The sequence below is a fragment of the Pseudomonas persica genome (assembly GCF_900291015.1).
GTDB lineage: Bacteria > Pseudomonadota > Gammaproteobacteria > Pseudomonadales > Pseudomonadaceae > Aquipseudomonas.
Genome location: NZ_OLKL01000006.1, coordinates 167293 through 192718 on the forward strand (window position 1 = coordinate 167293; position 25426 = coordinate 192718).

Here is a 25426-nt window from a genome sequence, read left to right on the forward strand (position 1 = left end):
GTACTGCGCTTGCGGTCGGTGCGGGAGCCGGGCTTGCCGGCGATGGGCCGCAAAGCGGCCCCGGCTTCTTCAGGTGCGGAAGCGGGCTACCAGGCCGTTGAGGTCTACAGCAAGTCGCGACAACTCCGCACTCGCCGCACTGGTCTGATGTGCCCCGGTAGCACTCTGTACCGACAGGTCGTTGATGTTTACCAGGTTGCGGTCCACTTCCCGTGCCACCTGCGCCTGCTCTTCCGCCGCGCTGGCAATCACCAGGTTGCGCTCGTTGATCTGCGCCACCGCCCCGGCAATGGTGTCCAGCGCCATACCCGCGCCACGGGCAATATTGAGGGTGGACTCAGCGCGTTCGGTGCTGGTGCGCATCGATTCCACTGCCTCTTCCGTACCCCCTTGAATACTGCCGATCATCCGCTCGATCTCACTGGTCGACTGCTGGGTGCGATGAGCCAGCGCCCGCACCTCATCGGCTACCACGGCAAAACCACGGCCCGCCTCACCGGCCCGCGCTGCCTCGATCGCCGCGTTGAGTGCCAGCAGGTTGGTCTGGTCGGCCAGGCCACGGATCACATCGAGCACCTTGCCGATATCACGCGACTGCTCAGCCAGGTGGGTGATCAGCGTGGCGGTGGCCTGCACGTCGCCGCTCATGCGTTCGATGGCGCCCACGGTTTCCATGACCAGGTCACGGCCATCGCCAGCCGAGCGGCTGGCCTCACTGGACGCTTCCGAAGTGCTCACTGCATTGCGCGCCACTTCTTCCACGGCACTGGTCATCTCGGTCACGGCGGTGGCCGCCTGCTCGATTTCGTTGTTCTGCTGCTGCAGGCCACGGGCGCTTTCGTCGGTGACGCTGTTGAGTTCTTCCGCTGCCGAGGCCAGCTGGGTGGCGGAGCCGGCAATCAGCTGCAGCGTGTCGCGCAGCTTGTCCTGCATGCGGGCCATGGCACGCAGCAGGCGGGCGGCTTCGTCGCTGCCTTCGGCGCGGATGACGTGGGTCAGGTCGCCATCGGCGACTTGCTCGGCGCTCTTGAGGGCTTCTTCGATCGGCTTGACGATGCTGCGGGTCAGCAGGAAGGCACAGAGCAAGGTCAGCACGGTGGCGGTGACCAGCAGGCTGATGACCAGGGTGAAGGCGGTGCTGTACTGGCTGGCAGCTGTCTGGTTGGTGGCGCGGGTCTGCTCGGTGTTGATGCGCACCAGGGTCTCCATGATCTTGTTGATCTGCTCGGAGTTGGCCAGCAGGTCGCGGTTGAGCAGGTCGCGCAGTTCGTCGACACGGCCGGCCTGGCTCAGGCTGCGCATGCGCGACTCCAGCTGGCGGTACTGGGTGAGCAGCTGAACGTACTGGTCGTACGCAGCCTGTTCGTCGGCGGCGCTGATAAGCGGCAGGTACACCTGACGGGCACGGTCGATCTCCAGGTTGCGCTGGTCCAGCAGGTTCAGGGTTTCCTGCTGGGTCTGCGCCTCGCGGTTCACCAGCAGGCGGTAGGAGAGGCTGCGCAGGCGCAGGTTCAGCGCATTGATCTCGTCGAGAACCTTGATGCTGGGCACGCTGATTTGCTCGATGACCAGGCCGGCCTGGCGGATGTTGCCCATCTGCACCAGGGAGAAGATACCGAGGCCGAGCATCAGCAGGCCGATAAGGGCAAAGCCGAGCAGCGCGCGCGGAGCGATATTCATGTTGCGTAATGACATGGTTTGGGCAGATCCAGGCTAGTGAAGGTGACGCACCCAGTGCGACGGAATATGACTTTCCGGGGTATCGGTCGGGTCGAGTCACGCTTGAGTGCGCCCGGCGAAAATTGTGCGACTGCTGGCGTTTCCTGACCGGCGGTTGACCCAGGTCGGAACAAGGGGCTGGTTCCTCTGTCAATCTGCGGGTTAGACACCTCGTGAATCGGATATTTAATGGCGATGGGCCGCACTTTTCTTTATCGTGTGCGCCCCTCGCAACAACCTGAGATAGACCCATGCTGGAAGCTTCCCTGAATCAAATCGAGCAACTGGTCAGCGACCTGATGCAGAAGAACGCTCAACTCACCGAGCAGAACGCCGCCCTCGGCCAGGAACTGGCCCAGGCCAAGGAAGAGAACGAAACCCTGCAGCTGTCGCTGATGGAGCAGGAAGAGAAAAATGGCAGCACCGCCGCACGCCTGCAGGCCCTGCTCGAGCGCGCCAACGCCGGCGTCGTCGGCGCATGACACTGCGAGCGCAGCCGATCAATGTCGTGTCGATCCTCGGCAACGACTATTCGATCAAGGCGCCTGAAGGCCAGGAAGCAACCCTGGCCCAGGCGGTGCAGATGCTCAACACCGCCCTGGCCCAGACCAAGCGTCAGTACCCGACCCTGATCGGCGACAAGCTGCTGGTGCTGGCCGCGCTGAACCTGTGTTCGCGACAGATCGAGTTGCAGGACGAACACCGCAGGACGCTGGAGCGTACCCAGGCGCAGATCGACGCCACGGTGGATGCCATCGTGCGGACCATTGCCGAGCAATAAGGCCCTGCACCGGCCCCTGTGGGAGCAGGTTTACCCGCGAATGCGTCAGTGGCCTCACCATCTCGCGGATGAACCCGCTCCCACGGGGGGGCGGCGGATTGCTTCAGAATACTGGATTAACTGGATACGCAAGTGTATACACTTTCCGCAAAACAATAATGTGCGGGGAGTAGGGGCATGCGTATCTGGCGTAAGAGCATCCAGTGGCAGTTGATCACCAGCATGGGCGCCGCCCTGCTGGCGAGCATCCTGGTGGTGGTCATTATCTTCACGGTGGCGCTCAATCGCCTCACCGAACGCTACCTGGTCGATACCGCACTGCCCGCCAGTATCGAGGCCATCCGCAACGATATCGAGCGCATGCTAGGCCAGCCTCTGGTGGCCGCGGCGGACATTGCCGGCAACACCCTGCTGCGCGACTGGCTTGCCGCTGGTGAAGACCCCGCCCAGGCCGAACCCTTCGTCGAATACCTGACTGCCGCCAAGCAGCGCAATCAGGCCTTCACCACCCTGTTCGTCTCGACCGAAACCGGCCACTACTACAACGAGAATGGCCTGGACCGTACCCTCAGTCGCAGCAACCCCAAGGACAAATGGTTCTACGGCTACATCGACAGCGGTGCCGAGCGCCTGATCAATATCGACATCGACGGTACCACCGGCGAACTCGCGCTGTTCATCGACTATCGCATGGAAAAGAATGGCCAACTGGTTGGCGTAGCCGGTATGGGCCTGCGCATGACCGAGCTGTCGAAGCTGATCCATGACTTCAACTTTGCCGAGCACGGCAAGGTGTTCCTGGTGCGTAACGATGGCCTGATCCAGGTGCACCCGGACGCTGCCTTCAGCGGTAAACGCCAGCTCACCGAACAACTCGGCGCGGATGCCGCCAAGGCGCTGATGACCGGTGGCGAAGGCCTGCGCAGCAGCCGCTTCAGCCGTGACGGCGAAAGCTACCTGGCGCTCGCTATGCCCCTGCGCGACCTCAACTGGACCTTGGTGGCCGAGGTGCCGGAGGAGGAGATCTACGCACAAATGCATCAGGCGGTATGGCTGACCAGCCTGATCGGTGGTGCCGTGGCCCTGGTGTCGCTGTTGCTGGTGGTGCTGCTGGCGCGTGGCCTGGTGCGGCCGATCCGCCGCGTCACTGCGGCGTTGGTGCAGATCGGCGGTGGTGCGGGTGATCTCAGCCACCGGCTGGACGATTCACGCCAGGACGAACTGGGCGACCTGGCGCGTGGCTTCAACCGCTTTCTCGACAGCCAGCGCCGGCTGATCGGCGAGGTCCTGCACACCTCCGAGCGGCTGCACCAGGCGGTCGCGCAGGTGACGCAGGTGGTGGACAACACCGCTGAGCGTTCCGGGCGCCAGCAGGAAATGACCGAGATGGTCGCCACTGCCGTGCATGAAATGGGTTTGACCGTGCAGGACATTGCCCGCAACGCCGGCGATGCGGCGCAGGCCTCGCAGTCGGCGCGGGAAGAAGCCTTGCAGGCGCGTGAGGTGGTGCAACGCTCGATTCGTGGTATCGAGGGTATGTCGGGGGATATCGGCAAAGCGGCCGATGCGGTCAGCCAATTGGCCGATGAAGTGGCCTCGATCGATGAAGTTTTGGCGGTGATCCGTAGCATTTCCGAGCAGACCAACCTGCTGGCGCTGAATGCCGCCATCGAGGCGGCCAGGGCAGGGGAGATGGGGCGTGGATTTGCCGTGGTGGCCGATGAGGTACGCACGCTGGCCCGGCGCACGCAGCTGTCCACCGATGAAGTGCAGCAGATGATCCAGCGCTTGAAACACGGTGCGGGTTCGGCGGTGAGCTCGATGCAGGCGGGGCAGCAGGCGACGGGTAGTGGGGTGGCGTCGAGCCAGTGTACCGGGGCGTCGTTGGGTGCGATTACCGATCAGGTGGAACACATCAGCGACATGAACCATCAGGTGGCCACGGCGACGGAAGAGCAGTCGGCGGTGACCGAGGAAATCAACCGCACGGTGCAGGGGATTTCCGACCTGGCGCGGGAGACCGCGGCAGAGGTGCAGGGCTGTCGTGAGGAATGCCAGGCGCTGCGTGGCTTGGCGGATGACCTGGCGCGGCAGATGGGGGGGTTCAGGCTTTAAATCCGTGTTGGCTTCTTCGCGGGTAAACCCGCTCCCACAGGTTCAGCACTGGCCTTGAAACCTGCGCGATCCTTGTGGGAGCGGGTTTACCCGCGAATGCGGCCTGTCAGGCGCCGATGATCGCGCGGATATCCGCCGCCAGCTCGCGCACCCGCTCTTCCTCGGTATCCCATGAGCACATGAACCGCGCCCCGCCGCTACCAATGAAGGTATAGAACCGCCACCCCCTGCCGCGCAGCGCTTCGATCGCGTGCTCCGGCATCTGCAGGAACACCCCGTTGGCCTCCACCGGGAACATCAGCTCCACCCCCGGCAAGTCACTCACCAGCGCGGCCAGCAGCTGTGCGCAATGGTTGGCGTGATTGCCATGGCGCAACCACGCGCCATCTTCCAGCAATCCCACCCACGGCGCCGAGAGGAAGCGCATTTTCGACGCCAGTTGCCCGGCCTGCTTGCAGCGGTAATCGAAATCCTCGGCCAGCTGGCGGTTGAAGAACAGGATCGCCTCGCCCACCGCCATGCCGTTCTTGGTGCCGCCAAAGCACAGCACATCGATGCCAGCCTTCCAGGTCAGCTCGGCCGGGCTGCAACCCAGGAACGCGCAGGCATTGGTAAAGCGCGCGCCGTCCATGTGCAGGTTCAGGCCCAGCTCCTTGCAGGTGGCGCTGATCGCCTTCAGCTCCTCGGGGCGATAGACCGTGCCTACCTCTGTGGCCTGGGTGATGGTGACCACCCGCGGCTTGGGGTAGTGGATGTCCTGGCGTTTGAGCGCCACCTCGCGGATTGACTCGGGCGTCAGCTTGCCGTTGACGCTGGGCGCGGTCAGCAGCTTGGAGCCGTTGGAGAAGAACTCCGGTGCACCGCATTCGTCGGTCTCGACGTGGGCAGTCTCGGAGCAGATCACGCTGTGGTAGCTCTGGCACAGCGAGGCCAGGGCCAGGGAGTTGGCAGCGGTGCCGTTGAAGGCGAAGAACACCTCGCAGTCGGTTTCGAACAGGTTGCGGAAGTATTCCGCGGCGCGTTCGGTCCACTGGTCGTCGCCGTAGGCGCGGTCGTGGCCATGGTTGGCCTTCTCCATCGCCGCCCAGGCTTCGGGGCAGATACCGGAATAGTTGTCGCTGGCGAATTGTTGGCTCTTGTCTGTCATGGCACTTTCCTGTGAACGACGCAGAGCAGCACTCTAAACCATCGATTCAGCAGTTGCCTATACAAGCGGTGCATGTGCTGATTTCAGGGTTGTCTGTGCCGGCCTCTTCGCGGGTAAACCCGCTCCTGCAATGGACCTGTGCACGCCGAACAGTGTGGGAGCGGGTTCACCGGCGAAAGGGCCGGCACAGTCAACACAAAAGCCAATGTCGTAAACGCGCCATTGCAAGGCGTGCGCAGGCATCTGACCTGACCCGGCCAGTCATAACATCGCCACAAAGGGCCACAGTGTCCCACGACAAAAAACGATCGCTGCCGGGAGATACACGATGTTCAGCAAGCAAGACCAGATCCAGGGTTACGACGATGCACTGCTGGCGGCGATGAATGCCGAAGAACAGCGCCAGGAAGACCACATCGAGCTGATCGCCTCGGAAAACTACACCTCCAAGCGCGTGATGCAGGCCCAAGGCAGCGGCCTGACCAACAAGTACGCCGAAGGCTACCCGGGCAAGCGCTACTACGGTGGCTGCGAGCACGTGGACAAGGTAGAAGCCCTGGCTATCGAGCGTGCCAAGCAGCTGTTCGGTGCCGACTACGCCAACGTTCAGCCGCACTCCGGCTCTTCGGCCAACGGCGCGGTCTACCTGGCCCTGCTGCAACCTGGTGACACCATCCTCGGCATGAGCCTGGCCCACGGCGGCCACCTGACCCACGGCGCCAAGGTGTCGTCTTCGGGCAAACTGTACAACGCTGTGCAATACGGCATCGACACCAACACCGGCCTGATCGACTACGACGAAGTCGAGCGCCTGGCGGTCGAGCACAAGCCGAAAATGATCGTTGCCGGCTTCTCGGCCTACTCCAAGACCCTCGACTTCCCACGTTTCCGCGCCATCGCCGACAAGGTCGGTGCGCTGCTGTTCGTCGACATGGCCCACGTAGCCGGCCTGGTTGCCGCTGGCCTGTACCCGAACCCGATCCCGTTCGCCGATGTGGTTACCACTACCACCCACAAGACCCTGCGCGGCCCACGTGGCGGCCTGATCCTGGCCAAGGCCAACGAAGAGATCGAGAAGAAGCTGAACGCCGCGGTATTCCCTGGCGCCCAGGGCGGCCCGCTGATGCACGTGATCGCCGCCAAGGCCGTGTGCTTCAAGGAAGCGCTGGAGCCTGAATTCAAGGCCTACCAGCAACAAGTGATCGAAAACGCCCAGGCCATGGCCCAGGTGTTCATCGACCGTGGCTACGATGTGGTCTCCGGTGGCACCGACAACCACCTGTTCCTGGTCAGCCTGATTCGCCAGGGCCTCACCGGTAAAGATGCCGACGCCGCCCTGGGCCGCGCGCATATCACCGTCAACAAGAACGCCGTGCCGAACGACCCGCAGTCGCCGTTCGTCACCTCGGGCCTGCGCATCGGCACCCCGGCCGTCACCACTCGTGGCTTCAAGGTTGCCCAGTGTGTGGCTCTGGCTGGCTGGATCTGCGACATCCTCGACAACCTCGGTGACGCAGACGTCGAAGCCGATGTGGCGAAGAACGTCGCGGCCCTGTGCGCAGATTTCCCTGTTTACCGCTGAGTGGAGTCACACACCATGCAACGTTACTCGGGCTTCGGCCTTTTCAAGCACTCCCTCAGCCACCACGAGAACTGGCAGCGCATGTGGCGCACGCCAACCCCTAAAAAGGTCTACGACGTGGTTATCGTCGGCGGTGGCGGCCATGGCCTGGCCACGGCCTACTACCTGGCCAAAGAGCACGGCATTACCAATGTTGCCGTGATCGAGAAGGGCTACCTGGGCGGCGGCAACACCGCCCGTAACACCACCATCGTGCGTTCCAACTACCTGTGGGACGAGTCGGCGCACCTGTACGAGCACGCCATGAAGTTGTGGGAGGGCCTGTCCCAGGACCTCAACTACAACGTGATGTTCTCCCAGCGCGGCGTCTACAACCTGTGCCACACCCTGCAGGACATGCGTGACTCCGAGCGTCGCGTCTCGGCCAACCGCCTCAACGGTGTGGATGGCGAGCTGCTGAACACCGCCCAGGTCGCGGCCGAAATCCCGTACCTGGACTGCTCGAAGAACACCCGCTACCCGATCCTCGGTGCTACTGTACAGCGCCGTGGCGGCGTGGCCCGTCACGACGCCGTGGCCTGGGGCTTTGCCCGTGCCGCCGACGCCCTGGGCGTCGACCTGATCCAGCAGACCGAAGTGATCGGCTTCCGCAAGGAAAACGGCGCGGTCATCGGCGTGGAAACCAACAAAGGCTTCATCGGCGCCAAGCGCGTCGGCGTGGTCACCGCCGGTAACTCCGGGCACATGGCCAAACTGGCCGGCTTCCGCCTGCCGCTGGAATCGCACCCGCTGCAAGCGCTGGTATCCGAGCCGATCAAGCCGATCATCGACAGTGTGATCATGTCCAACGCCGTACACGGCTACATCAGCCAGTCCGACAAGGGCGACCTGGTGATCGGTGCCGGTATCGACGGCTGGGTCGGCTACGGTCAGCGCGGTTCGTACCCGGTGATCGAGCACACCCTGCAGGCCATCGTCGAAATGTTCCCCAACCTCTCGCGCGTTCGCATGAACCGCCAGTGGGGCGGCATCGTCGATACCTCGCCGGACGCTTGCCCGATCATCACCAAGACCCCGGTCAAGAACATGTTCTTCAACTGCGGTTGGGGTACTGGCGGCTTCAAGGCGACCCCGGGTTCGGGCAACGTCTTCGCCGCGAGCCTGGCCAAGGGCGAAATGCACCCACTGGCCGCGCCGTTCTCCATGGACCGTTTCTACAACGGCGCACTGATCGACGAACACGGCGCCGCCGCCGTCGCCCACTAACCGGAGACACCGTCATGTTGCATATTTTCTGTCCCCACTGCGGCGAGCTGCGCTCCGAAGAAGAGTTCCACGCCTCTGGCCAGGCGCACATCGCCCGTCCGCTGGACCCCAACGCCTGCTCCGACGAAGAGTGGGGTACCTACATGTTCTACCGTGACAACCCACGCGGTATTCACCACGAACTGTGGGACCACGTTGCCGGCTGCCGCCAGTACTTCAACGTCACCCGTGACACCGTGACCTACGAAATTCTGGAAACCTACAAGATTGGCGAGAAGCCGCAAGTGACCGCCAGCGGCAAGCAAAGCAGCGCCGCGTCGACCGTCAAAGGCCAAGGGGAAAAAGTATGAGCCAGACCTATCGCCTCGCCAGCGGCGGCCGTATCGACCGCAGCAAGGTCCTGAACTTCAGCTTCAACGGCAAGACCTACCAGGGTTATGCCGGTGACAGCCTGGCCGCGGCATTGCTGGCCAACGGCGTCGACATCGTCGGCCGCAGCTTCAAGTACTCGCGTCCACGCGGCATCATCGCCGCCGGTACCGAAGAGCCGAACGCCATCCTGCAGATCGGCTCCAGCGAAGCCACCCAGATCCCCAACGTGCGTGCCACCCAACAGGCGCTGTACGCAGGTCTGGTAGCCACCAGCACCAACGGCTGGCCGAACGTCAACAACGACGTCATGGGCATCCTGGGCAAGGTCGGCGGCAGCATGATGCCGCCGGGCTTCTACTACAAAACCTTCATGTACCCGAAATCGTTCTGGATGACTTACGAGAAGTACATCCGCAAAGCCGCCGGCCTTGGCCGCGCGCCGCTGCAGAACGACCCGGACAGTTACGACTACATGAACCAGCACTGCGACGTGCTGATCGTCGGTGCCGGCCCTGCTGGCCTGGCCGCTGCACTGGCCGCTGCCCGCAGCGGTGCCCGCGTGATCCTGGCTGACGAGCAGGAAGAGTTCGGCGGCAGCCTGCTCGACACCCGCGAAACCCTCGACGGCAAGCCTGCCACCGAGTGGGTCAACGCCGTGGTCAAAGAGCTGGAAAGCCTGCCGGAAGTGACCCTGCTGCCACGCGCCACGGTCAACGGCTACCACGACCATAACTTCCTGACCATCCACGAGCGCCTCACCGACCACCTCGGCGATCGCGCCCCGATCGGCCAGGTACGCCACCGCGTGCACCGCGTTCGCGCCAAGCGCGTGGTGCTGGCTGCCGGTGCCCACGAGCGCCCGCTGGTGTACGGCAACAACGACGTGCCGGGCAACATGCTGGCCGGTGCCGTGTCCACCTACGTACGCCGCTACGGCGTGGCCCCGGGCCGCAAGCTGGTGCTGTCGACCAACAACGACCACGCCTACCGCGCCGCGCTGGACTGGCACGATGCCGGCCTGCAGGTGGTCGCCATTGCCGACGCGCGCCACAACCCGCGTGGCTCGCTGGTTGAGGAAGCACGTGCCAAAGGCATCCGCATCCTCACCTCCAGCGCCGTGATCGAGGCCAAGGGCAGCAAGCACGTGACAGGCGCCCGTGTGGCCGCCATCGATGTACAGGCGCACAAGGTCACCAGCCCTGGCGAAACCCTCGAGTGCGACCTGATCGCCACCTCCGGCGGTTACAGCCCGATCGTGCACCTGGCTTCGCACCTGGGTGGTCGCCCGGTATGGCGTGAAGACATCCTCGGCTTCGTGCCGGGCGATGCTCCACAGAAACGCGAATGCGTGGGTGGCATCAACGGCGTCTACGCCTTGGGCGAGGTGATCGCCGATGGCTTCGAAGGCGGCGTTCGCGCAGCCACCGAAGCTGGCTTCAAGGCCACCGTAGGCAGCCTGCCGAAAACCGTTGCGCGCAAGGAAGAGGCCACCGTGGCGCTGTTCCAGGTGCCGCACGACAAGGGCACTGCCCGCGCACCCAAGCAGTTCGTCGACCAGCAGAACGACGTCACCGCAGCCGCCATCGAACTGGCCACCCGCGAAGGCTTCGAGTCGGTCGAGCACGTAAAACGCTACACCGCGTTGGGCTTCGGTACCGACCAGGGCAAACTGGGCAACATCAACGGCCTGGCCATCGCCGCCCGTTCGATCGGCATCACCATCCCGGAAATGGGTACCACCATGTTCCGCCCCAACTACACGCCGGTTACCTTCGGCGCGGTAGCGGGTCGTCACTGTGGCCACCTGTTCGAGCCTGTACGCTTCACTGCCCTGCACGCATGGCACGTGAAGAACGGCGCCGAGTTCGAAGATGTCGGCCAGTGGAAGCGCCCTTGGTACTTCCCGAAAGCCGGTGAAGACATCCATGCTGCCGTGGCCCGCGAATGCAAGGCCGTGCGCGACAGCGTGGGCCTGCTGGACGCCTCGACCCTGGGCAAGATCGACATCCAGGGCCCGGATGCCCGCGAGTTCCTCAACCGCATCTACACCAACGCCTGGACCAAGCTCGACGTGGGCAAGGCCCGCTACGGCCTGATGTGCAAGGAAGACGGCATGGTCTTCGACGACGGCGTCACCGCCTGCGTTGGCGACAACCACTTCATCATGACCACCACCACCGGCGGTGCTGCCCGCGTGCTGCAGTGGATGGAGCTGTACCACCAGACCGAATGGCCGGAGCTGAAGGTGTACTTCACCTCGGTCACCGACCACTGGGCGACCATGACCCTGTCCGGTCCCAACAGCCGCAAGCTGCTCAGCGAGCTGACCGATATCGACATGGACAAGGAAGCCTTCCCGTTCATGACCTGGAAGGAAGGCAATGTCGGCGGCGTGCCGGCCCGGGTGTTCCGGATCTCGTTCACCGGTGAGCTGTCGTACGAAGTCAACGTGCAGGCCAACTACGCCATGGGCGTGCTGGAACAGATCATCGAGGCGGGCAAGAAGTACAACCTGACCCCGTACGGCACCGAGACCATGCACGTGCTGCGTGCCGAGAAGGGCTTCATCATCGTAGGCCAGGACACTGATGGCTCGATGACCCCGGACGATCTCAACATGAGCTGGTGTGTGGGCCGCAACAAGCCGTACTCGTGGATCGGCCTGCGTGGCATGAACCGTGAAGACTGCGTGCGCGAGAACCGCAAGCAGCTGGTGGGCCTGAAACCGATCGACCCGACCAAGTGGCTGCCGGAAGGCGCCCAGCTGGTGTTCGATCCGCAGCAGCCGATTCCGATGGACATGGTTGGCCACGTCACCTCCAGCTACACGTCCAATTCCCTGGGCTATTCGTTCGCCATGGGTGTGGTCAAGGGCGGCCTGAAGCGTATGGGCGAGCGTGTGTACTCGCCGCAGGCGGATGGCAGCGTGATCGAGGCGGAGATCGTGTCTTCGGTGTTCTTCGATCCGAAGGGTGAGCGGCAGAACGTTTGAGGCTTCACCAGTAGCACTGATTGGAATGCGGTCTCTGTGGGAGCGGGTTTACCCGCGAATGCGATGGTGGATTCAGCGCCCTCTTCGCGGGTGAACCCGCTCCCACAACCCCCCACAGTCGGTGACTACAGGTTCTACCTCAGGTCTTCGCGATCAACAGAATTCAAGGCAGGTAAGAAATGAGCGCTATCAACGTCTTCCAGCAAAACCCCGGCGCCGAGGCCAAGGCCCAGTCGCCACTGCACCACGCCGACCTGGCCAGCCTGGTTGGCAAAGGCCGCAAGAACGCAGGCGTGACCCTGCGTGAACGCAAGTTCCTCGGCCACCTGACCATTCGTGGCGACGGCCACGACCCGGAATTCGCCGCCGGCGTGCACAAGGCCCTGGGCCTGGAACTGCCAGTGGCCCTGACCGTGGTCGCCAACAACGAAATGTCGCTGCAATGGATGGGCCCTGACGAGTGGTTGCTGATCGTGCCAGGCGGCCAGGAGCTGGCGGTCGAGCAAAAGCTGCGCGCAGCCCTCGAAGGCCAGCACATCCAGGTGGTCAACGTCAGCGGCGGGCAGAGCCTGCTGGAACTGCGCGGCCCGAACGTGCGCGAAGTGCTGATGAAATCCACCAGCTATGATGTTCACCCGAACAACTTCCCGGTGGGCAAGGCCGTCGGCACTGTGTTCGCCAAGTCGCAACTGGTGATCCGCCGCACCGCCGAAGACACCTGGGAGCTGGTGATTCGCCGCAGCTTCGCCGACTACTGGTGGCTGTGGCTGCAGGACGCTTCGGCCGAGTATGGCCTGAGCATCGAGGCTTAAGGAGAACAGAACATGAGTCGGGCACCGGATACCTGGATTCTCACCGCCGACTGCCCGAGCATGCTCGGTACCGTCGACGTGGTGACGCGTTACCTCTTCGAGCAGCGCTGCTACGTGACGGAGCACCACTCCTTCGATGACCGGCTGTCGGGGCGTTTCTTCATTCGCGTGGAGTTCCGCCAGCCGGACGATTTCGACGAGGCCGGCTTCCGCGCCGGCCTTGCCGAGCGCAGCGATGCGTTCGGCATGGCCTTCGAGCTGACCGCCCCGAACCACCGCCCCAAGGTGGTGATCATGGTGTCCAAGGCCGACCACTGCCTGAACGACCTGCTGTATCGCCAGCGCATTGGCCAGCTGGCCATGGACGTGGTCGCGGTAGTGTCCAATCACCCCGACCTCGAGCCTTTGGCGCACTGGCACAAGATTCCCTACTACCACTTTGCTCTCGATCCCAAGGACAAGCCTGGGCAAGAGCGCAAGGTGCTGCAGGTGATCGAGGAAACCGGTGCCGAGCTGGTGATCCTTGCGCGCTACATGCAGGTGCTGTCGCCTGAGCTGTGCCGGCGTCTGGATGGCTGGGCGATCAACATTCATCACTCGTTGCTGCCAGGGTTCAAGGGCGCCAAGCCTTACCACCAGGCGTACAACAAGGGTGTGAAGATGGTCGGGGCCACGGCGCACTACATCAACAATGACCTCGACGAAGGGCCGATCATTGCCCAGGGCGTCGAGGTGGTGGACCACAGCCACTACCCGGAAGACCTGATTGCCAAAGGGCGCGACATCGAATGCCTGACCCTGGCGCGGGCGGTGGGCTATCACATTGAGCGGCGGGTGTTCCTCAATGCCAACCGGACTGTAGTTCTGTAGTAGCCTGCACTGGCCTCTTCGCGGCTAAAGCCGCTCCCACAGGTGCTGCGTGAACTTGAAGCCAGCGCAGTACCTGTGGGAGCGGCTTTAGCCGCGAAGAGGCCAGTGCAGGTCACCACCTTTGTTTCCCCCCATATCCTCCAACGACAACCCTGCCGCTAAAAGGCATCTCCCTGTCGCTCCCAGTCAGTGCAGCCCGCCGTATCAGGCCCACAATTCCCTGCATTCCAGTAACACCTGCCGCCCATGGATGGCGGCGCGTTCAACCACCGCTGCATAAATATAAATCAAGCGAGGTAAGAGCATGTCTGGCAATCGTGGAGTGGTATATCTCGGCGCCGGCAAGGTCGAGGTGCAGAAGATCGACTACCCGAAAATGCAGGACCCACGCGGCAAGAAGATCGAGCACGGCGTGATCCTGAAGGTGGTCTCCACCAACATCTGCGGCTCCGACCAGCACATGGTCCGTGGCCGCACCACTGCCCAGGTCGGCCTGGTCCTGGGCCACGAAATTACCGGTGAAATCGTCGAGAAAGGCCGCGATGTCGAGCGCATGCAGATCGGCGACCTGGTTTCGGTACCCTTCAACGTCGCCTGCGGCCGCTGCCGCTCCTGCAAAGAGATGCACACTGGTGTCTGCCTCACCGTCAACCCGGCCCGTGCCGGTGGTGCCTACGGCTACGTCGACATGGGCGACTGGACCGGTGGCCAGGCCGAATACGTGCTGGTGCCATACGCCGACTTCAACCTGCTGAAACTGCCTGAGCGCGACAAGGCCATGGAGAAGATCCGTGACCTGACCTGCCTTTCCGACATCCTGCCAACCGGCTACCACGGTGCCGTGACTGCCGGCGTAGGCCCAGGCAGCACCGTTTACGTCGCTGGTGCTGGCCCGGTCGGCCTGGCCGCCGCTGCCTCGGCGCGCCTGCTGGGCGCCGCCTGCGTGATCGTCGGCGACCTCAACCCCGCCCGCCTGGCCCACGCCAAGTCGCAGGGCTTCGAAGTGGTCGACCTGTCCAAGGACACCCCGCTGCACGAGCAGATCGTCGACATCCTCGGCGAACCGGAAGTTGACTGCGCCGTTGACGCAGTAGGCTTCGAGGCTCGCGGCCATGGCCACGAAGGTGCCAAGCATGAAGCGCCAGCCACCGTGCTGAACTCGCTGATGCAAGTGACCCGCGTTGCCGGCAACATCGGTATCCCGGGCCTGTACGTCACCGAAGACCCGGGCGCGGTGGATGCCGCTGCCAAGATCGGCGCATTGAGCATCCGCTTCGGCCTCGGCTGGGCCAAGTCGCACAGCTTCCACACCGGCCAGACCCCGACCATGAAGTACAACCGTCAGCTGATGCAGGCGATCATGTGGGATCGCATCAACATTGCCGAAGTGGTGGGTGTGCAGGTGATCAACCTGGACCAGGCGCCGGAAGGTTATGGCGAGTTCGATGCGGGTGTGCCGAAGAAGTTCGTGATCGACCCGCACAAGATGTGGGGGGCGGCGTAACAACCGTCGTTTGACAAGAGCCCCTCGCATCGAGGGGCTTTTTCATGGCAGTTCCGGCTTCATTCCCGCAGGATAAGTACAAGCCTCAAGCCTGGCGCCGTACCTGTGGGAGCTGGCTTGCCGGCGATGAGGCCTGTACAGGCAGTAAAGAAAGTTGCCTTCCAGTTATGCATCAATCTTGAGGTTAGCGCCGACCTGGTGGGAGCGGGTTCACCCGCGAATAGGCCAGCCCTGCCAACCCATCAATCAGCGCATCATCCCCAACTCCGCATCATCCATCAGCGCCTTGGCCAGCGCGCTCAGATAATGTGAAGCCCAAAGCAGCTGTGGCTTGTTGTCCATCAGCCCGTCTATGGTCATGTCCCGCACATACCCCATCAGTTCCGAAGCCTGGTCACGTGCATCCTGGCAAGGGATGCCGGGTGCGATGCAGAACAGCGCGTGGGTCTTGTTCTCCCCTTGGTAAAACATGGTCTTGCCGACGGTGGTGTTGGGTTCTCTTGCGTCTGTTGTCATTGTTCTATCCCCTTGAAATTGGCTGTGCCTGGTCCGGCCACTTCGCGGGTAAACCCGCTCCTACAGGTACGGCGCCGGACCTGAAGGCTGAACAACCTTTGTAGGAGCAGGCTTGCCCGCGAAGAGGCCCTATCAGGCAGCACATCAAATTGCCTGTTAATGCAGAATCCGAGCTTCAGCCGGTATCTGCGTCTGCACCGACGCCGCTTCAAGCAGCACCTCAAACGTCTGTTGTGCCACAGCCTGGGCACACTCCGTGGGCTGGAGGATGGTGTCTTCAAGGGAATGGGAATGGTGTGGTGGATCAAAAGCTGTTTTCAGCATGGTGTAACCCTCTGTCGGTCGTGCCGACACCCTCTGCTGTCAAACAAATGGGTGGCGGCTGTACGCGGGTTGACAGACCGGTCGACAGAGTAAACCCGGCGCACATAAGGTGCCCCACGTACAGCCACCATTGAGGAAAGCCATCACGAATCTGTCGGTGTCGGCCTGTCAAAGCCGATCGCTGATTGGCAGCGACCGTTCGAGACTAGAGCGCAACCTCGTGCACGGCAATGGCCTGGAGGGGGAGGGAGTATGTTTGGGAAATGGACTACAAGGAAGAGGTAAAATCTTAAAAATGATGGCCGGGTTTGTGGCGTGACCCGCAGCCACAGCAGGTCACAGCTTCAAATGCCGTGGTGAGATTGAGTCTGCGCCCTCACTTTGTTTTGCAACTTAACAGGAGTATCAGGATAGTGATCTGGATTGGCGTAGATGACCGCCAAAAAATTAGTAATGCCCATTAACAGAGTTTTTCCTGATAGAAATGGCATTTTCTTGAATTAGGCTGGGTTGGGTTGTAGAGATGCTATGTCTTCTAGTCGGTGCGCTGGCTAATGAGTTGTACTCTAAAAAGGCCAGATTGGTTTCTGCTTTTACAATAATATTTCTCTTCTTTTCTATTCGGCGGGTTAGGTTGTCGATACCTTTTTGGTGGCGTTTCAGGACTACAGGGTTGGGAGATATTTCGGACTCGATAAAATCTAAGTCATCATATTTTTCATTAAGTTTTCTGTTGAGTGTTTTCAGTTTTTGATTTGAAGTGACATAGCTTCGATTCTGAGCGCTCTGGTAAGACGGTGGTGCAGCATCTCTGGTATATGGGGGGGCAGGATCTACGGGGCGCCGTTCTACGGGGCGCCGTTCTACGTCAGAAATATTCTGCGTGGGAGATCTGGGGGAAAAAAGTTTTCCGACCCATCTGAAAAAACGCATAATGAACCTGCCGCTAGGGTCATGAAAGTTTACTGGATCCCCTTCGCAGTAAGCGTAAGTATTAATTCCACCTCTTTCGAAAGGGCTATAGAAATCAGGTGAGTAGAATCTGCTATTTCCATAAAGTCTATATCCATTGCCTAGCAAATAGCCGTTTACGAAGGCGTGATACTGCTCGCCATTAAATCCTAGAGATGTTTGTAGTGTGGATAAGTTTGCGGCATGACCGTATGCTGTGTAGGCAGCGTGCGACCCGCTCCAGCCACGCGCTTGAAGAACCGACCCCGCAGCGTCTGTTACAAGCAGGCCTGTGCTAGGTGTATTGTCAAATTTTCTTTCCGCAAGAAGCTGCTCTCCTGCACGGAAAATTGTTCTGGAGTGCTCTCCTGTAATTATGGTCGTGAGCATTGTGTTTTGGTATAGGAACGCTGAGAGTTTGTTTTCTTCCATTCTGGGCATACCCCAATTCCTTGCTAATGAAATCTGAATCGGAGGTGTCAGTATTGATGGGCTTGTCACGTGTCGCTACTGGCAAAAATGATAGGTGTGCATCAAAGCAGCTTTATCCCGCTCGCGCCCTGATGACCGGCTCGGAACAAAGCTATAAATGTTCAGTCGAATGCCTCGTTTCCCAGGCCATCCCGGCCAACCGAGGTCCCTCCCGATGAAAGCATTCACCCTGGCAACCCTGATGACCCTGGCCGCAAGCCCGGTGTTCGCCTTCAACCTCAGTGACGCCGCCAACGCCGTGTCGGCCATGCAGAACCAGCAACAGCAAGGCCAGGTGCAGGCGCCTGCGGCGCAGGCCAATCTGCTCAACACCCTGGGCAGCGAATTGAAGATCACCCCCGAACAGGCCGTAGGTGGCGCAGGGGCGATGTTGGGGTTGGCGCGCAACAACCTCAGCAGCGAGGACTATGGCCAGTTGACCAAGGCAGTGCCTGGGCTGGACCTGCTGGCGGGGGCCAGTGCGCTGGGTGGCTTGAGTGGGTTGGGTGATTTGCTGGGCAAGAACAGCGAGAACCCGTCGGCGCTGAACAATGCACTGGGTGGCAATGTGCAGAACCGCAGCGATCTGGACAATGCGTTCAAGGCGCTGGGCATGGATACCGGGTTGATCGGGCAGTTTGCGCCGTTGCTGTTGCAGTATCTGGGGCAGCAGGGGATTGCCGGGTCGTTGTTGCAGAATCTGGGCAGCTTGTGGACTACCCCGGCGCCATTGGCCCAACCTTCGGTCTGATCATTCTGTAACACCAGTACCGGCCTCATCGCCGGCAAGCCGGCTCCCACAGGGTTATCGTTGCCTTCAGGGCTGGCGCTGTACCTGTGGGAGCTGGCTTGCCGGCGATGAGGCCAGCACAGCCAGCGCAATTTTCAGGTCATGCAGCTTCTGTGAAGTCCACCAGCCGCACCGGGCGGCGGAAGCCGGCGGTCAGCACCGCCAGGTTCACCGCCGAAAACGCCACCAGCGCACCAAAGCTGATCAGCGAGGCAAGGGCCGCCAGGTCGATTGCCAACGCCAGCAGCGAGAACGCCGAAACCAGCGATATGACGAACACCGGCGTGCCAAAACGCGGTGACAGGTAGCCGAAAGTGCGCTGCGGCAGCACCTTGTCACGGCCCATAGTGAACAGAATGCGCGACACCGCCGCCTGCGAGGCCAGCGCCGAGCCCAGGCTGCCGGCCACATACGCAGCAGTGAAGAAGTTGGCCAGGAACTGCCCGCCCGTGGCACATCGCGGCGAGCATCTCGGCATTCCTCAGCCAGGGTGGAGACTGCATCGAAGCCGAGGAGCGACAGGCACAGTACCGCCGCACCAGTCATGATCGGGCCGAAGCCGGGTTTGCAATCATCCCCCAGCAGCGGCGACAGCAGGTCCAGCGGTTGGCCGGCCAGCGACTGGCAGGACAGGGCGACGAACGCCACGATGAAGATGATCTGCGCGCCGACGATGAGGTTGCTGGTCTTGGCCACCGAGTGGATGCCGACTACGTTGAGCACCGTTACCAGGGCAATCGATGCCAGCGCGATCGACCACGCCGGAATGGCCGGGAACGCTATGTTGAGGAACAGGCCGATCAGCAGGTAGTTGATCATCGGCAGGAACAGGTAATCCAGCAGCAACGACCAGCCGGCGAGAAAGCCGGCATTCGGGCCGAAAGCCATGGTGGTGTAGGCGTACGCCGAACCCGCGACCGGGAAGCGCTTGACCATGAAACTGTAGGACGCGGCGGTGAACAGCATGGCCACCAGGGTGACGATATAGGCGCCGGCCGTCCGGCCACCAGTAAGTTCGGTGACGACGCCGTAGGTAGTGAAGATGGTCAGCGGGACCATGCTTTGGTCGATTTTTATCCACTTAGGTGGGGGATGACAAAAAAGTAATCCTTATGCTGATTATTAGCCTGGGTTCTAATCAGGAATTGCAGGGGCTATACCGGCCTCTTCGCGGGTGAACCCGCTCCCACAGGATCACCACAGGCCTCAAGGTAAACGGGGTCCCTGTGGGAGGCAGCAAAGATCTCAGCCCATCTCCACCCGCAGTTGCTCGATCCGCTGGTCCTTCTCCACCCACAACTTATTCACCCAGGCCTGCACTGTCTGGCGGAACTCAGGATCATTCTCGTAATCCCCCGACCACAGCAGCGGGTCCAGCTCACGCACGCGAATATCGATAATCACCCGGCTGATGCTGCCATTGAGCAGGTCCCAGAACCCCGGCGCCTTGTTGCCTGGGTACACGATGGTTACGTCCAGCAAGGCATCCAGCTGTTCACCCAGTGCGGCCAGTACGAATGCCACACCGCCAGCCTTGGGTTTGAGCAGGTAGCGATACGGTGACTGCTGTTCTTGGCGCTTGGCCTCGCTAAAGCGCGTGCCTTCCAGGTAGTTCACCACAGTCACCGGCTGACGCTTGAACAGTTCACAAGCCGCCTTGGTAATGTCCAGGTCCTTGCCCTTCAGCTCCGGGTGCTTCTCCAGGAAGGCCTTGCTGTAGCGCTTCATGAAGGGGTAATCCAGCCCCCACCAGGCCAGGCCCAGCAGCGGTACCCAGATCAGCTCTTTCTTCAGGAAGAATTTGAAGAATGGCGTGCGGCGGTTGAGGCTTTCGATCAGCGCCGGAATGTCGACCCAGGTCTGGTGGTTGCTCACGGCCAGGTAAGACGTGCCCTTGCGCAGGTTCTCCACACCGCGGACGTCCCATTGGGTAGGGATGCACAGGGCAAAGATGGCCTTGTCGATCTCCGACCAGGTTTCGGCCACCCACATTACCGCCCACGAGGCATAGTCACGCCCACGGCCCGGCAGCACCAGTTTGAGCAGGGCGAAGACCAGCAGCGGGCAGATCAACACCAGGGTGTTGAGCAGCAGCAGGGTGGCGGTGAGGATGCCAGTCAGCAGGCGACGCATAAAGAGACTCTTGTTGTGGGATAAAAACGGTTGGCAATGATAAGCAGGGCTGTGGCCTACGCCAAATCTCCATTACCTGACGACGGAGACAAATGTTTCACATTATGTTGGTTAGGCTTGTGACAGCGAACCTATCCAGCCAGTGCAGTCTAAGCACTGACTCTTCTCAAGGAAGCCTGCCTGTGAAACCTCTGCTTGCCCTGTTGTCGTTGTTGGCGCTGCCGGTCATGGCCGCCGAGCCCACGATCTACGGCCGTTACGAGAACATTGCCCTGCCCGAGCTGGGCGAAACCCTGAAAGCCAAGATGGACACCGGTGCCTTCACCGCGTCGCTGTCGGCCAAGGACATCGAACTGTTCACCCGTGATGGCGACGAGTGGGTGCGCTTCCGCCTGGCGACCAAGGACTCCAATGGCAAGGTGTACGAACACAAGGTCTCGCGCATCAGCAAGATCAAGGGCCGTGCCGATGAGGAGGAGGAAGGCGATGCGCCGGAAATCTCCAAGCGCCCGGTGGTCGACCTGGAGCTGTGCCTGGGGGACGTGAAGCGCACCGTGGAGGTCAACCTGGTCGACCGCAGCAGCTTCAACTACCCGCTGCTGGTGGGGTCCAAGGCGTTGCGCGAGTTCAAGGCGGCGGTCAACCCGGCGAAGAAGTTCACCGCCGGCAAGCCTGATTGCTGATAGGAAACCCGGTCCACCCCGTTTGTTTCAGGGGCTGCTGCGCAGCCCATCGCCGGCAAGCCAGCTCCCACAAGTTGGCTTGCCGGCGATGGCGGCCTTTCAGACTACTGGAGAGGTAGCGAGCATCGACGGCCGCTTGCTCACCTCGGCATACCACGCCGCCAACCCGGGCTGATGCTCACGCCAGCCAAACTCCGGCTGACGCAAGTCCAGGTACCCCAGCGCACAAGCGACGCCAATCGCTGCCAGGTCGAACCCGGACATCAATTCGGGCAAGTGCTCCTGCTCCAGGTTGGCCAGGCTACGGCGGATCTTGTCACCCTGCGCCTGCAGCCAACCATCCCAGCGCTTGTCCTCAGGTCGCAGGAAGCTCTCATAGCGGCTCGACACCGCCGCATCCATGATCGCATCGGCCTGCGACGCCAGTGTCATGCGCCGCCAGCGTGCCGAGCCTTCGCGCGGCAGCAGTGGCAGGCCGACGTGCTGCAGGTCGAGGTACTCGCAGATCACCCGGCTGTCATGCAGCACGGTGCCGTCGTCCAGGCGCAGGGCCGGAATCTTGCCGATCGGGTTGTCCTGGTTAAGCTGCACGTCGCCGCTCACCGGGCTGATGTTCACCGGCTGAAGGCTGACGCGATCAAGCTGGCCGGTCTCGTGCAACACCACCATCACCTTGCGCACGAACGGCGACGACGGCGAGTGGAACAGGGTCATCGTGCTCATGCGTCAGTTACCCTGCAGGCTGGGTGGCAGGCATACGCCAGTGCCGCCGATGCCGCAGTAGCCGTCCGGGTTCTTGGCCAGGTACTGCTGGTGGTAGGCCTCGGCGAAGTACACGGTCGGCGCCTGGTCGATTTCGGTGGTGATCTCGCCGAAGCCGGCCTTGCTCAGCTCGGCCTGGAAGGCGTCGCGGCTGGCCTTGGCCTGTTCCAGCTGTTCAGGGCTGGTGCAGTAGATGGCCGAGCGGTACTGGGTGCCGATGTCGTTGCCCTGGCGCATGCCCTGGGTCGGGTTGTGCAGTTCCCAGAACATTGCCAGCAGCTCGCGGTAGCTGACTTTGTCCTTGTCGAACACCACCAGCACCACTTCGGTGTGGCCGGTCAGGCCCGAGCACACTTCTTCGTAGGTGGGGTGGGGGGTGAAGCCGCCGGCGTAGCCGACCACCGTGCTGACCACGCCTTCACGCTGCCAGAAGCGGCGCTCGGCGCCCCAGAAGCAACCCAGGCCGAAGATGGCGAAGTCGATGGCGCCTTCGAAGAAGGGCCCGAGCAGTGGGGTGTCTTTGAAGACATAATGGAACTCGGGCAGGCTCATTGGCGTTTCGCGGCCAGGCAGGGCCTGTTCCGCGGTAGGCATGACGTTTTTGTTCACCAGGATTTCCGAACGCAGGACCATGGCCGTTCCTCTGTAGATCTTTGAGATGGGGGCAGGGGCATTCGCGGGTAAACCCGCTCCCACAGGTCCTGCACAGATTTCGAATATTGTGGTGTACCTGTGGGAGCGGGGTTACCCGCGAAGGGGCCCGTATGAGCGCTATAGTGCCCGAGGTTTGCACGGCTGTCAGGCCACAGGACCACGCGGGTAACGCTTCAGCCGTTCTGCCAGCTCGCACCCCGGAATCGGCCGGTCGAACAGGTAGCCCTGGCCCACATCGCAGCGGTGCCGGCGCAGGAACGCCAGCTGCTCCGGCGTCTCGATACCTTCGGCCACCACCTTCAGCTTGAGGTTGTGGGCCATGGCCACCACTGCCGAGGTGATCTCCATGTCGTCCTGGTTATCGGGGATTTCATTGATGAAGCTGCGGTCGATCTTGAGGATGTCGATCGGAAACTTCTTCAGGTAGCTCAGCGACGAATAACCGGTGCCGAAGTCGTCCATGGCCAGGGTCAGGCCCAGGGCTTTCAGCTCATCCAGCTGGCGGTGGGTGTCTTCGGTGGCCTCCAGCAGCAGGCCTTCGGTCAGCTCCAGCTCCAACAGGTGTGGGGACAGGGCTTCTTCCTTGAGGATGGTACTGATCGACGTCACCAGGTCCGGGTCGGAGAACTGCTTGGGCGACAGGTTGATGGCCACGTGCAGGTTGCCCATGCCGGCCGCGCGCAGTTGCTGGCTCATGCGGCACGACTGGCGCACCACCCATTTGCCGATGGGGATGATCAGGCCGGTCTCTTCGGCCACGCTGATGAACTGGTCCGGGCGGATCATGCCGCGTTCGGGGTGGTTCCAGCGCAGCAGTGCTTCCAGGCCCAGCAGACGGCCGCTGCGCAGGCACAGCTTGGGCTGGTAGAACACCTCCAGCTCGTTCTGGGTCAGGGCGCGGCGCAGGTTGTTCTCGACGAACAGCTTGTAGCTGGCTTCGGCATTGAGCACTTCGGTAAACACTTGCACCTGGTGCTTGCCGTTGGCCTTGGCCTTGTGCAGCGCCAGGCCGGCGTTCTTCATCAGGCTGGCCGGGTCGACGCCGTGCAGCGGCGCGCAGGCCAGGCCCACCGAGGCGGTGACGTTGATCAGCTGGTTGTCGACGAACATCGGCTTGTCGAGGGTGCGCAGCAATTGCTGGGCGACGCCCTGGCCATCTTCCAGACTGGTGTCGTCGAGCAGTACGGCGAACTCGTTACTGGCAAAGCGCGCCAGGATGCCCCCGCTGTGCAGGCTGTTGCGCAGGCGCCGGGCCAGGCTGATCAGCAGCTTGTCGCCAGTCTGGTGGCCGAGGCTGTCGTTGATGCGCTTGAAGTTGTCGATGTCCACCAGCAGCAGGCACATCGAGTTCTCGCCATCGCGGGCAAAGCGCTCGTCCAGACTGCGGATGAACGCCGGACGGTTGCCCAGGTTGGTCAGGTTGTCGGTGTAGGCCAGGCGCTCGATGCGCTGCTGGGCCAGCTTGGTCTGGGTGACGTCTTCGTAGATGCCGATGTAGTGGGTCAGCTCACGGTTGTCGCCGTAGACCTTGGAAATCGACAGCTGGCCCCAGTAGGGTTCGAGGTTCTTGCGCCGGCTCTTGAACTCGCCCTGCCAGCTGTTGCCCATGGCCAGGCTCGACGGCGAGTCGAACAGCAGCTCGCTCAGGTTCTCCAGCGCCGGCAGCTCGCCCAGGTGACGGCCCTGCACTTCCTCGGTGCTGTATTGGGTGATGGCGGTAAAGCTGGGGTTGACGTACTCCACCACGCCGTCGCGGTTGACCAGCAGGAAGGCGCTGGCGCTCTGCTCGACCGCACGCTGGAACAGGTGCAGGGCGCTGGCGGCGGTGCGCCGGTTATGGTTGGTGATGACCTGGGCGAACTGGTCGGCCAGTTCGCCGGCAAAGGCGATTTCGTCCGACTGCCAGGCGCGTGTCTGGCCGGTCTGCTCCAGGCACAGTACGCCGACTACCTGGCCATCGACGCGAATGCTGGCATCGAGCATGGCCTTGTTTTCCGGGCGCATGCTTTGCGCCAGGGCGCGGGTACGCGGGTCGTGGCCGGCATTGTGGGCGTCGATGGCGCGGCTGGCGTGCAGCGCGTCGAGGTAGTCGGGGAAGCAGCTGGCATCGATGGCTTCGGGCTGGCGGTGCTCCTGCGCGTCCCGGTACCAGGCGATGATCGGCTCCAGGCGCTGGTCTTCCAGGTGCCAGATGCTGGCGCAGTCGACCTTGTAGATCTCGCAGGCGCTCTGGGTAATCAGCTGGGCGGCTTCCCGCAGCGAGTTCCCGGCGCTGTAGCGCTGGCGGGCCAGGCGCAGGATCAGGTCCTGCTGGGCACGTACCCGATCCAGGTGCTCGAGTTGTTCCTGCTGCGCGCGCTGGTTCAGTTGCAGGGCCAGTTGCAGGCGGTTGTTGCGCGACTCCAGGTCGCTGGCACCGGCCTCTGCGGGATCTTCGGGCTGGTCGTCGAGCACGCTGAGGTAGCCGCGTAACAGGTGGCGGTTGTGCTGCTTGTAGGCTTCACCAGCCTCCAGCATGCGTAGCGATGCAGTTGGTGTGTGCAAGGTGTAGCGCACGCGGTAGTAGCCGCGCTGGGCCAGTTGCAACTGGATCTCGTCATGCAGCCGGTAGCGGGCCTCGGGTTCCATCAGGCTGGCATAGGGCGCGTCTACCAGGGCGCACAGGTCACCGGCGTGCAGGCCGAACTGGCGCTCGCAGGTCGGGTCGAGGTAGAGCATGGCCCAGGTGGCTTCGTTGAGCCTTTCGAAACGCAGCATGCCGAGCCGCGAGGGCACGGGTAACTGCGTCACGACCTCGGCCGCCACACGGCTGGCGGCATCGGGTTGGCTTTTCATCGAAGACTCGCTTGAAGAGGGAGTGCAGCCTTGGGGCGGCGGCGGATCTGGCAAGGTTGCATCATGTCCCGGGGGCTGGCAAGCAGCCATGCGTGATGCTGTAGACGGGTTATCGGCTGTTTGGTCGGAATCTGTAATCAGGCTGGA

Annotated in this window: 20 protein-coding genes and 3 pseudogenes; 13 read left to right on the forward strand and 10 right to left on the reverse strand. The window is 62.2% G+C overall.

The genetic code is table 11. The features are described 5' to 3' along the window. Positions 1 to 69: 69 nt before the first annotated feature. Together FQ664_RS28150 and FQ664_RS28155 are read right to left on the reverse strand one after the other, a co-directional pair. Positions 70 to 942 carry a methyl-accepting chemotaxis protein gene (locus FQ664_RS28150; protein WP_474707131.1) on the reverse strand — a complete coding sequence of 291 codons (873 nt, stop codon included), beginning with the start codon at positions 940 to 942 and terminating at the stop codon, positions 70 to 72. Next, positions 925 to 1695 (reverse strand): annotated as a pseudogene (locus FQ664_RS28155) (MCP four helix bundle domain-containing protein); the annotation flags it as partial. The pseudogene FQ664_RS28155 and the gene FQ664_RS28150, both read right to left, overlap by 18 nt. Positions 1696 to 1970: 275 nt before the next feature. On the opposite strand from FQ664_RS28155, the gene FQ664_RS01995 reads away from it, so the two are divergent. From FQ664_RS01995 to FQ664_RS28165, 4 genes and pseudogenes are all read left to right on the forward strand, one after another. Beyond that, complete coding sequence (locus FQ664_RS01995) at positions 1971 to 2201, forward strand: hypothetical protein (protein ID WP_003257514.1); 231 nt, start codon at positions 1971 to 1973, stop codon at positions 2199 to 2201. Then, positions 2198 to 2500, forward strand: a complete 303-nt coding sequence (locus tag FQ664_RS02000) for a cell division protein ZapA (protein WP_144170219.1) — start codon at positions 2198 to 2200, stop codon at positions 2498 to 2500. Before FQ664_RS01995 ends, FQ664_RS02000 begins: the two co-directional genes overlap by 4 nt. A 222-nt stretch (positions 2501 to 2722) precedes the next feature. Next, positions 2723 to 3751 (forward strand): annotated as a pseudogene (locus tag FQ664_RS28160) (HAMP domain-containing protein); the annotation flags it as partial. 135 nt (positions 3752 to 3886) lie between these two features. Continuing rightward, positions 3887 to 4615 (forward strand): methyl-accepting chemotaxis protein, encoded by a 729-nt coding sequence (locus FQ664_RS28165; protein ID WP_474707132.1) that lies wholly within the window; start codon positions 3887 to 3889, stop codon positions 4613 to 4615. Positions 4616 to 4721: 106 nt separating this feature from the next. Here the strand turns inward: FQ664_RS28165 and FQ664_RS02010 are convergent, their stop codons facing one another. Continuing rightward, positions 4722 to 5762: a threonine aldolase family protein gene (locus FQ664_RS02010; protein ID WP_144170221.1), complete on the reverse strand. Its 1041-nt coding sequence runs from the start codon at positions 5760 to 5762 to the stop codon at positions 4722 to 4724. Positions 5763 to 6090: 328 nt separating this feature from the next. On the opposite strand from FQ664_RS02010, the gene FQ664_RS02020 reads away from it, so the two are divergent. From FQ664_RS02020 to fdhA, 7 genes are all read left to right on the forward strand, one after another. Then, complete coding sequence (locus tag FQ664_RS02020) at positions 6091 to 7344, forward strand: serine hydroxymethyltransferase (RefSeq protein WP_144170222.1); 1254 nt, start codon at positions 6091 to 6093, stop codon at positions 7342 to 7344. A gap of 15 nt (positions 7345 to 7359) precedes the next feature. After that, complete coding sequence (locus FQ664_RS02025) at positions 7360 to 8610, forward strand: sarcosine oxidase subunit beta family protein (RefSeq protein WP_003255680.1); 1251 nt, start codon at positions 7360 to 7362, stop codon at positions 8608 to 8610. A gap of 14 nt (positions 8611 to 8624) precedes the next feature. After that, a complete protein-coding gene (locus tag FQ664_RS02030; RefSeq protein ID WP_039613194.1) occupies positions 8625 to 8960 on the forward strand; it encodes a sarcosine oxidase subunit delta in 336 nt (111 codons plus the stop codon). Next, entirely contained in the window at positions 8957 to 11974 is a 3018-nt protein-coding gene (locus FQ664_RS02035; RefSeq protein WP_144170223.1) for a sarcosine oxidase subunit alpha, read from the forward strand. Before FQ664_RS02030 ends, FQ664_RS02035 begins: the two co-directional genes overlap by 4 nt. Positions 11975 to 12153: 179 nt before the next feature. Further along, the gene (locus FQ664_RS02040) at positions 12154 to 12786 is read left to right on the forward strand and encodes a sarcosine oxidase subunit gamma (RefSeq protein ID WP_144170224.1); all 633 of its coding nucleotides are present in this window, start codon (positions 12154 to 12156) and stop codon (positions 12784 to 12786) included. Between the two features lie 12 nt (positions 12787 to 12798). After that, positions 12799 to 13656, forward strand: a complete 858-nt coding sequence (purU, locus tag FQ664_RS02045; RefSeq protein ID WP_046614475.1) for a formyltetrahydrofolate deformylase — start codon at positions 12799 to 12801, stop codon at positions 13654 to 13656. Positions 13657 to 13960: 304 nt separating this feature from the next. Beyond that, positions 13961 to 15160, forward strand: a complete 1200-nt coding sequence (gene fdhA / locus FQ664_RS02050) for a formaldehyde dehydrogenase, glutathione-independent (RefSeq protein WP_003255673.1) — start codon at positions 13961 to 13963, stop codon at positions 15158 to 15160. Between the two features lie 246 nt (positions 15161 to 15406). Here the strand turns inward: fdhA and FQ664_RS02055 are convergent, their stop codons facing one another. Together FQ664_RS02055 and FQ664_RS02060 are read right to left on the reverse strand one after the other, a co-directional pair. Then, positions 15407 to 15676, reverse strand: a complete 270-nt coding sequence (locus FQ664_RS02055; RefSeq protein WP_144170225.1) for a DUF3077 domain-containing protein — start codon at positions 15674 to 15676, stop codon at positions 15407 to 15409. A 771-nt stretch (positions 15677 to 16447) separates the two neighbouring features. After that, positions 16448 to 17392, reverse strand: a complete 945-nt coding sequence (locus FQ664_RS02060; protein WP_144170226.1) for an RHS repeat-associated core domain-containing protein — start codon at positions 17390 to 17392, stop codon at positions 16448 to 16450. 205 nt (positions 17393 to 17597) lie between these two features. Here FQ664_RS02060 and FQ664_RS02065 point away from each other — a divergent pair, with 205 nt between their 5' ends. Next, positions 17598 to 18173: a DUF2780 domain-containing protein gene (locus FQ664_RS02065; protein WP_144170227.1), complete on the forward strand. Its 576-nt coding sequence runs from the start codon at positions 17598 to 17600 to the stop codon at positions 18171 to 18173. A gap of 139 nt (positions 18174 to 18312) precedes the next feature. On the opposite strand, the pseudogene FQ664_RS02075 reads toward FQ664_RS02065, so the two are convergent. Together FQ664_RS02075 and FQ664_RS02080 are read right to left on the reverse strand one after the other, a co-directional pair. Continuing rightward, positions 18313 to 19271: pseudogene (locus FQ664_RS02075) on the reverse strand (APC family permease); the annotation flags it as partial. Between the two features lie 186 nt (positions 19272 to 19457). After that, the gene (locus FQ664_RS02080; protein WP_144170228.1) at positions 19458 to 20345 is read right to left on the reverse strand and encodes an acyltransferase; all 888 of its coding nucleotides are present in this window, start codon (positions 20343 to 20345) and stop codon (positions 19458 to 19460) included. 182 nt (positions 20346 to 20527) lie between these two features. Here FQ664_RS02080 and rloA2 point away from each other — a divergent pair, with 182 nt between their 5' ends. After that, positions 20528 to 21028 carry a retropepsin-like aspartic peptidase RloA2 gene (rloA2, locus tag FQ664_RS02085; RefSeq protein WP_144170229.1) on the forward strand — a complete coding sequence of 167 codons (501 nt, stop codon included), beginning with the start codon at positions 20528 to 20530 and terminating at the stop codon, positions 21026 to 21028. A gap of 99 nt (positions 21029 to 21127) precedes the next feature. Here the strand turns inward: rloA2 and FQ664_RS02090 are convergent, their stop codons facing one another. The 3 genes from FQ664_RS02090 to FQ664_RS02100 all read right to left on the reverse strand — a co-directional run bounded on the left by FQ664_RS02090 (position 21128) and on the right by FQ664_RS02100 (position 25279). Next, positions 21128 to 21751 (reverse strand): glutathione S-transferase, encoded by a 624-nt coding sequence (locus tag FQ664_RS02090; RefSeq protein WP_144170230.1) that lies wholly within the window; start codon positions 21749 to 21751, stop codon positions 21128 to 21130. 3 nt (positions 21752 to 21754) lie between these two features. Then, entirely contained in the window at positions 21755 to 22423 is a 669-nt protein-coding gene (gene msrA / locus FQ664_RS02095; protein WP_003255654.1) for a peptide-methionine (S)-S-oxide reductase MsrA, read from the reverse strand. 165 nt (positions 22424 to 22588) lie between these two features. Continuing rightward, a complete protein-coding gene (locus FQ664_RS02100) occupies positions 22589 to 25279 on the reverse strand; it encodes a putative bifunctional diguanylate cyclase/phosphodiesterase (protein ID WP_144170231.1) in 2691 nt (896 codons plus the stop codon). Positions 25280 to 25426 lie beyond the last annotated feature (147 nt).

What these genes read in the sequence shown, in the direction of transcription:
- FQ664_RS28150 (WP_474707131.1), bottom strand. Translation starts at nt 942, where the DNA reads ATGGCCCGCATGCAGGACAAGCTGCGCGACACGCTGCAGCTGATTGCC.
- FQ664_RS01995 (WP_003257514.1), top strand. Translation starts at nt 1,971, where the DNA reads ATGCTGGAAGCTTCCCTGAATCAAATCGAGCAACTGGTCAGCGACCTG.
- FQ664_RS02000 (WP_144170219.1), top strand. Translation starts at nt 2,198, where the DNA reads ATGACACTGCGAGCGCAGCCGATCAATGTCGTGTCGATCCTCGGCAAC.
- FQ664_RS28165 (WP_474707132.1), top strand. Translation starts at nt 3,887, where the DNA reads ATGGTCGCCACTGCCGTGCATGAAATGGGTTTGACCGTGCAGGACATT.
- FQ664_RS02010 (WP_144170221.1), bottom strand. Translation starts at nt 5,762, where the DNA reads ATGACAGACAAGAGCCAACAATTCGCCAGCGACAACTATTCCGGTATC.
- FQ664_RS02020 (WP_144170222.1), top strand. Translation starts at nt 6,091, where the DNA reads ATGTTCAGCAAGCAAGACCAGATCCAGGGTTACGACGATGCACTGCTG.
- FQ664_RS02025 (WP_003255680.1), top strand. Translation starts at nt 7,360, where the DNA reads ATGCAACGTTACTCGGGCTTCGGCCTTTTCAAGCACTCCCTCAGCCAC.
- FQ664_RS02030 (WP_039613194.1), top strand. Translation starts at nt 8,625, where the DNA reads ATGTTGCATATTTTCTGTCCCCACTGCGGCGAGCTGCGCTCCGAAGAA.
- FQ664_RS02035 (WP_144170223.1), top strand. Translation starts at nt 8,957, where the DNA reads ATGAGCCAGACCTATCGCCTCGCCAGCGGCGGCCGTATCGACCGCAGC.
- FQ664_RS02040 (WP_144170224.1), top strand. Translation starts at nt 12,154, where the DNA reads ATGAGCGCTATCAACGTCTTCCAGCAAAACCCCGGCGCCGAGGCCAAG.
- purU (WP_046614475.1), top strand. Translation starts at nt 12,799, where the DNA reads ATGAGTCGGGCACCGGATACCTGGATTCTCACCGCCGACTGCCCGAGC.
- fdhA (WP_003255673.1), top strand. Translation starts at nt 13,961, where the DNA reads ATGTCTGGCAATCGTGGAGTGGTATATCTCGGCGCCGGCAAGGTCGAG.
- FQ664_RS02055 (WP_144170225.1), bottom strand. Translation starts at nt 15,676, where the DNA reads ATGACAACAGACGCAAGAGAACCCAACACCACCGTCGGCAAGACCATG.
- FQ664_RS02060 (WP_144170226.1), bottom strand. Translation starts at nt 17,392, where the DNA reads ATGCCCAGAATGGAAGAAAACAAACTCTCAGCGTTCCTATACCAAAAC.
- FQ664_RS02065 (WP_144170227.1), top strand. Translation starts at nt 17,598, where the DNA reads ATGAAAGCATTCACCCTGGCAACCCTGATGACCCTGGCCGCAAGCCCG.
- FQ664_RS02080 (WP_144170228.1), bottom strand. Translation starts at nt 20,345, where the DNA reads ATGCGTCGCCTGCTGACTGGCATCCTCACCGCCACCCTGCTGCTGCTC.
- FQ664_RS02090 (WP_144170230.1), bottom strand. Translation starts at nt 21,751, where the DNA reads ATGAGCACGATGACCCTGTTCCACTCGCCGTCGTCGCCGTTCGTGCGC.
- msrA (WP_003255654.1), bottom strand. Translation starts at nt 22,423, where the DNA reads ATGGTCCTGCGTTCGGAAATCCTGGTGAACAAAAACGTCATGCCTACC.
- FQ664_RS02100 (WP_144170231.1), bottom strand. Translation starts at nt 25,279, where the DNA reads ATGAAAAGCCAACCCGATGCCGCCAGCCGTGTGGCGGCCGAGGTCGTG.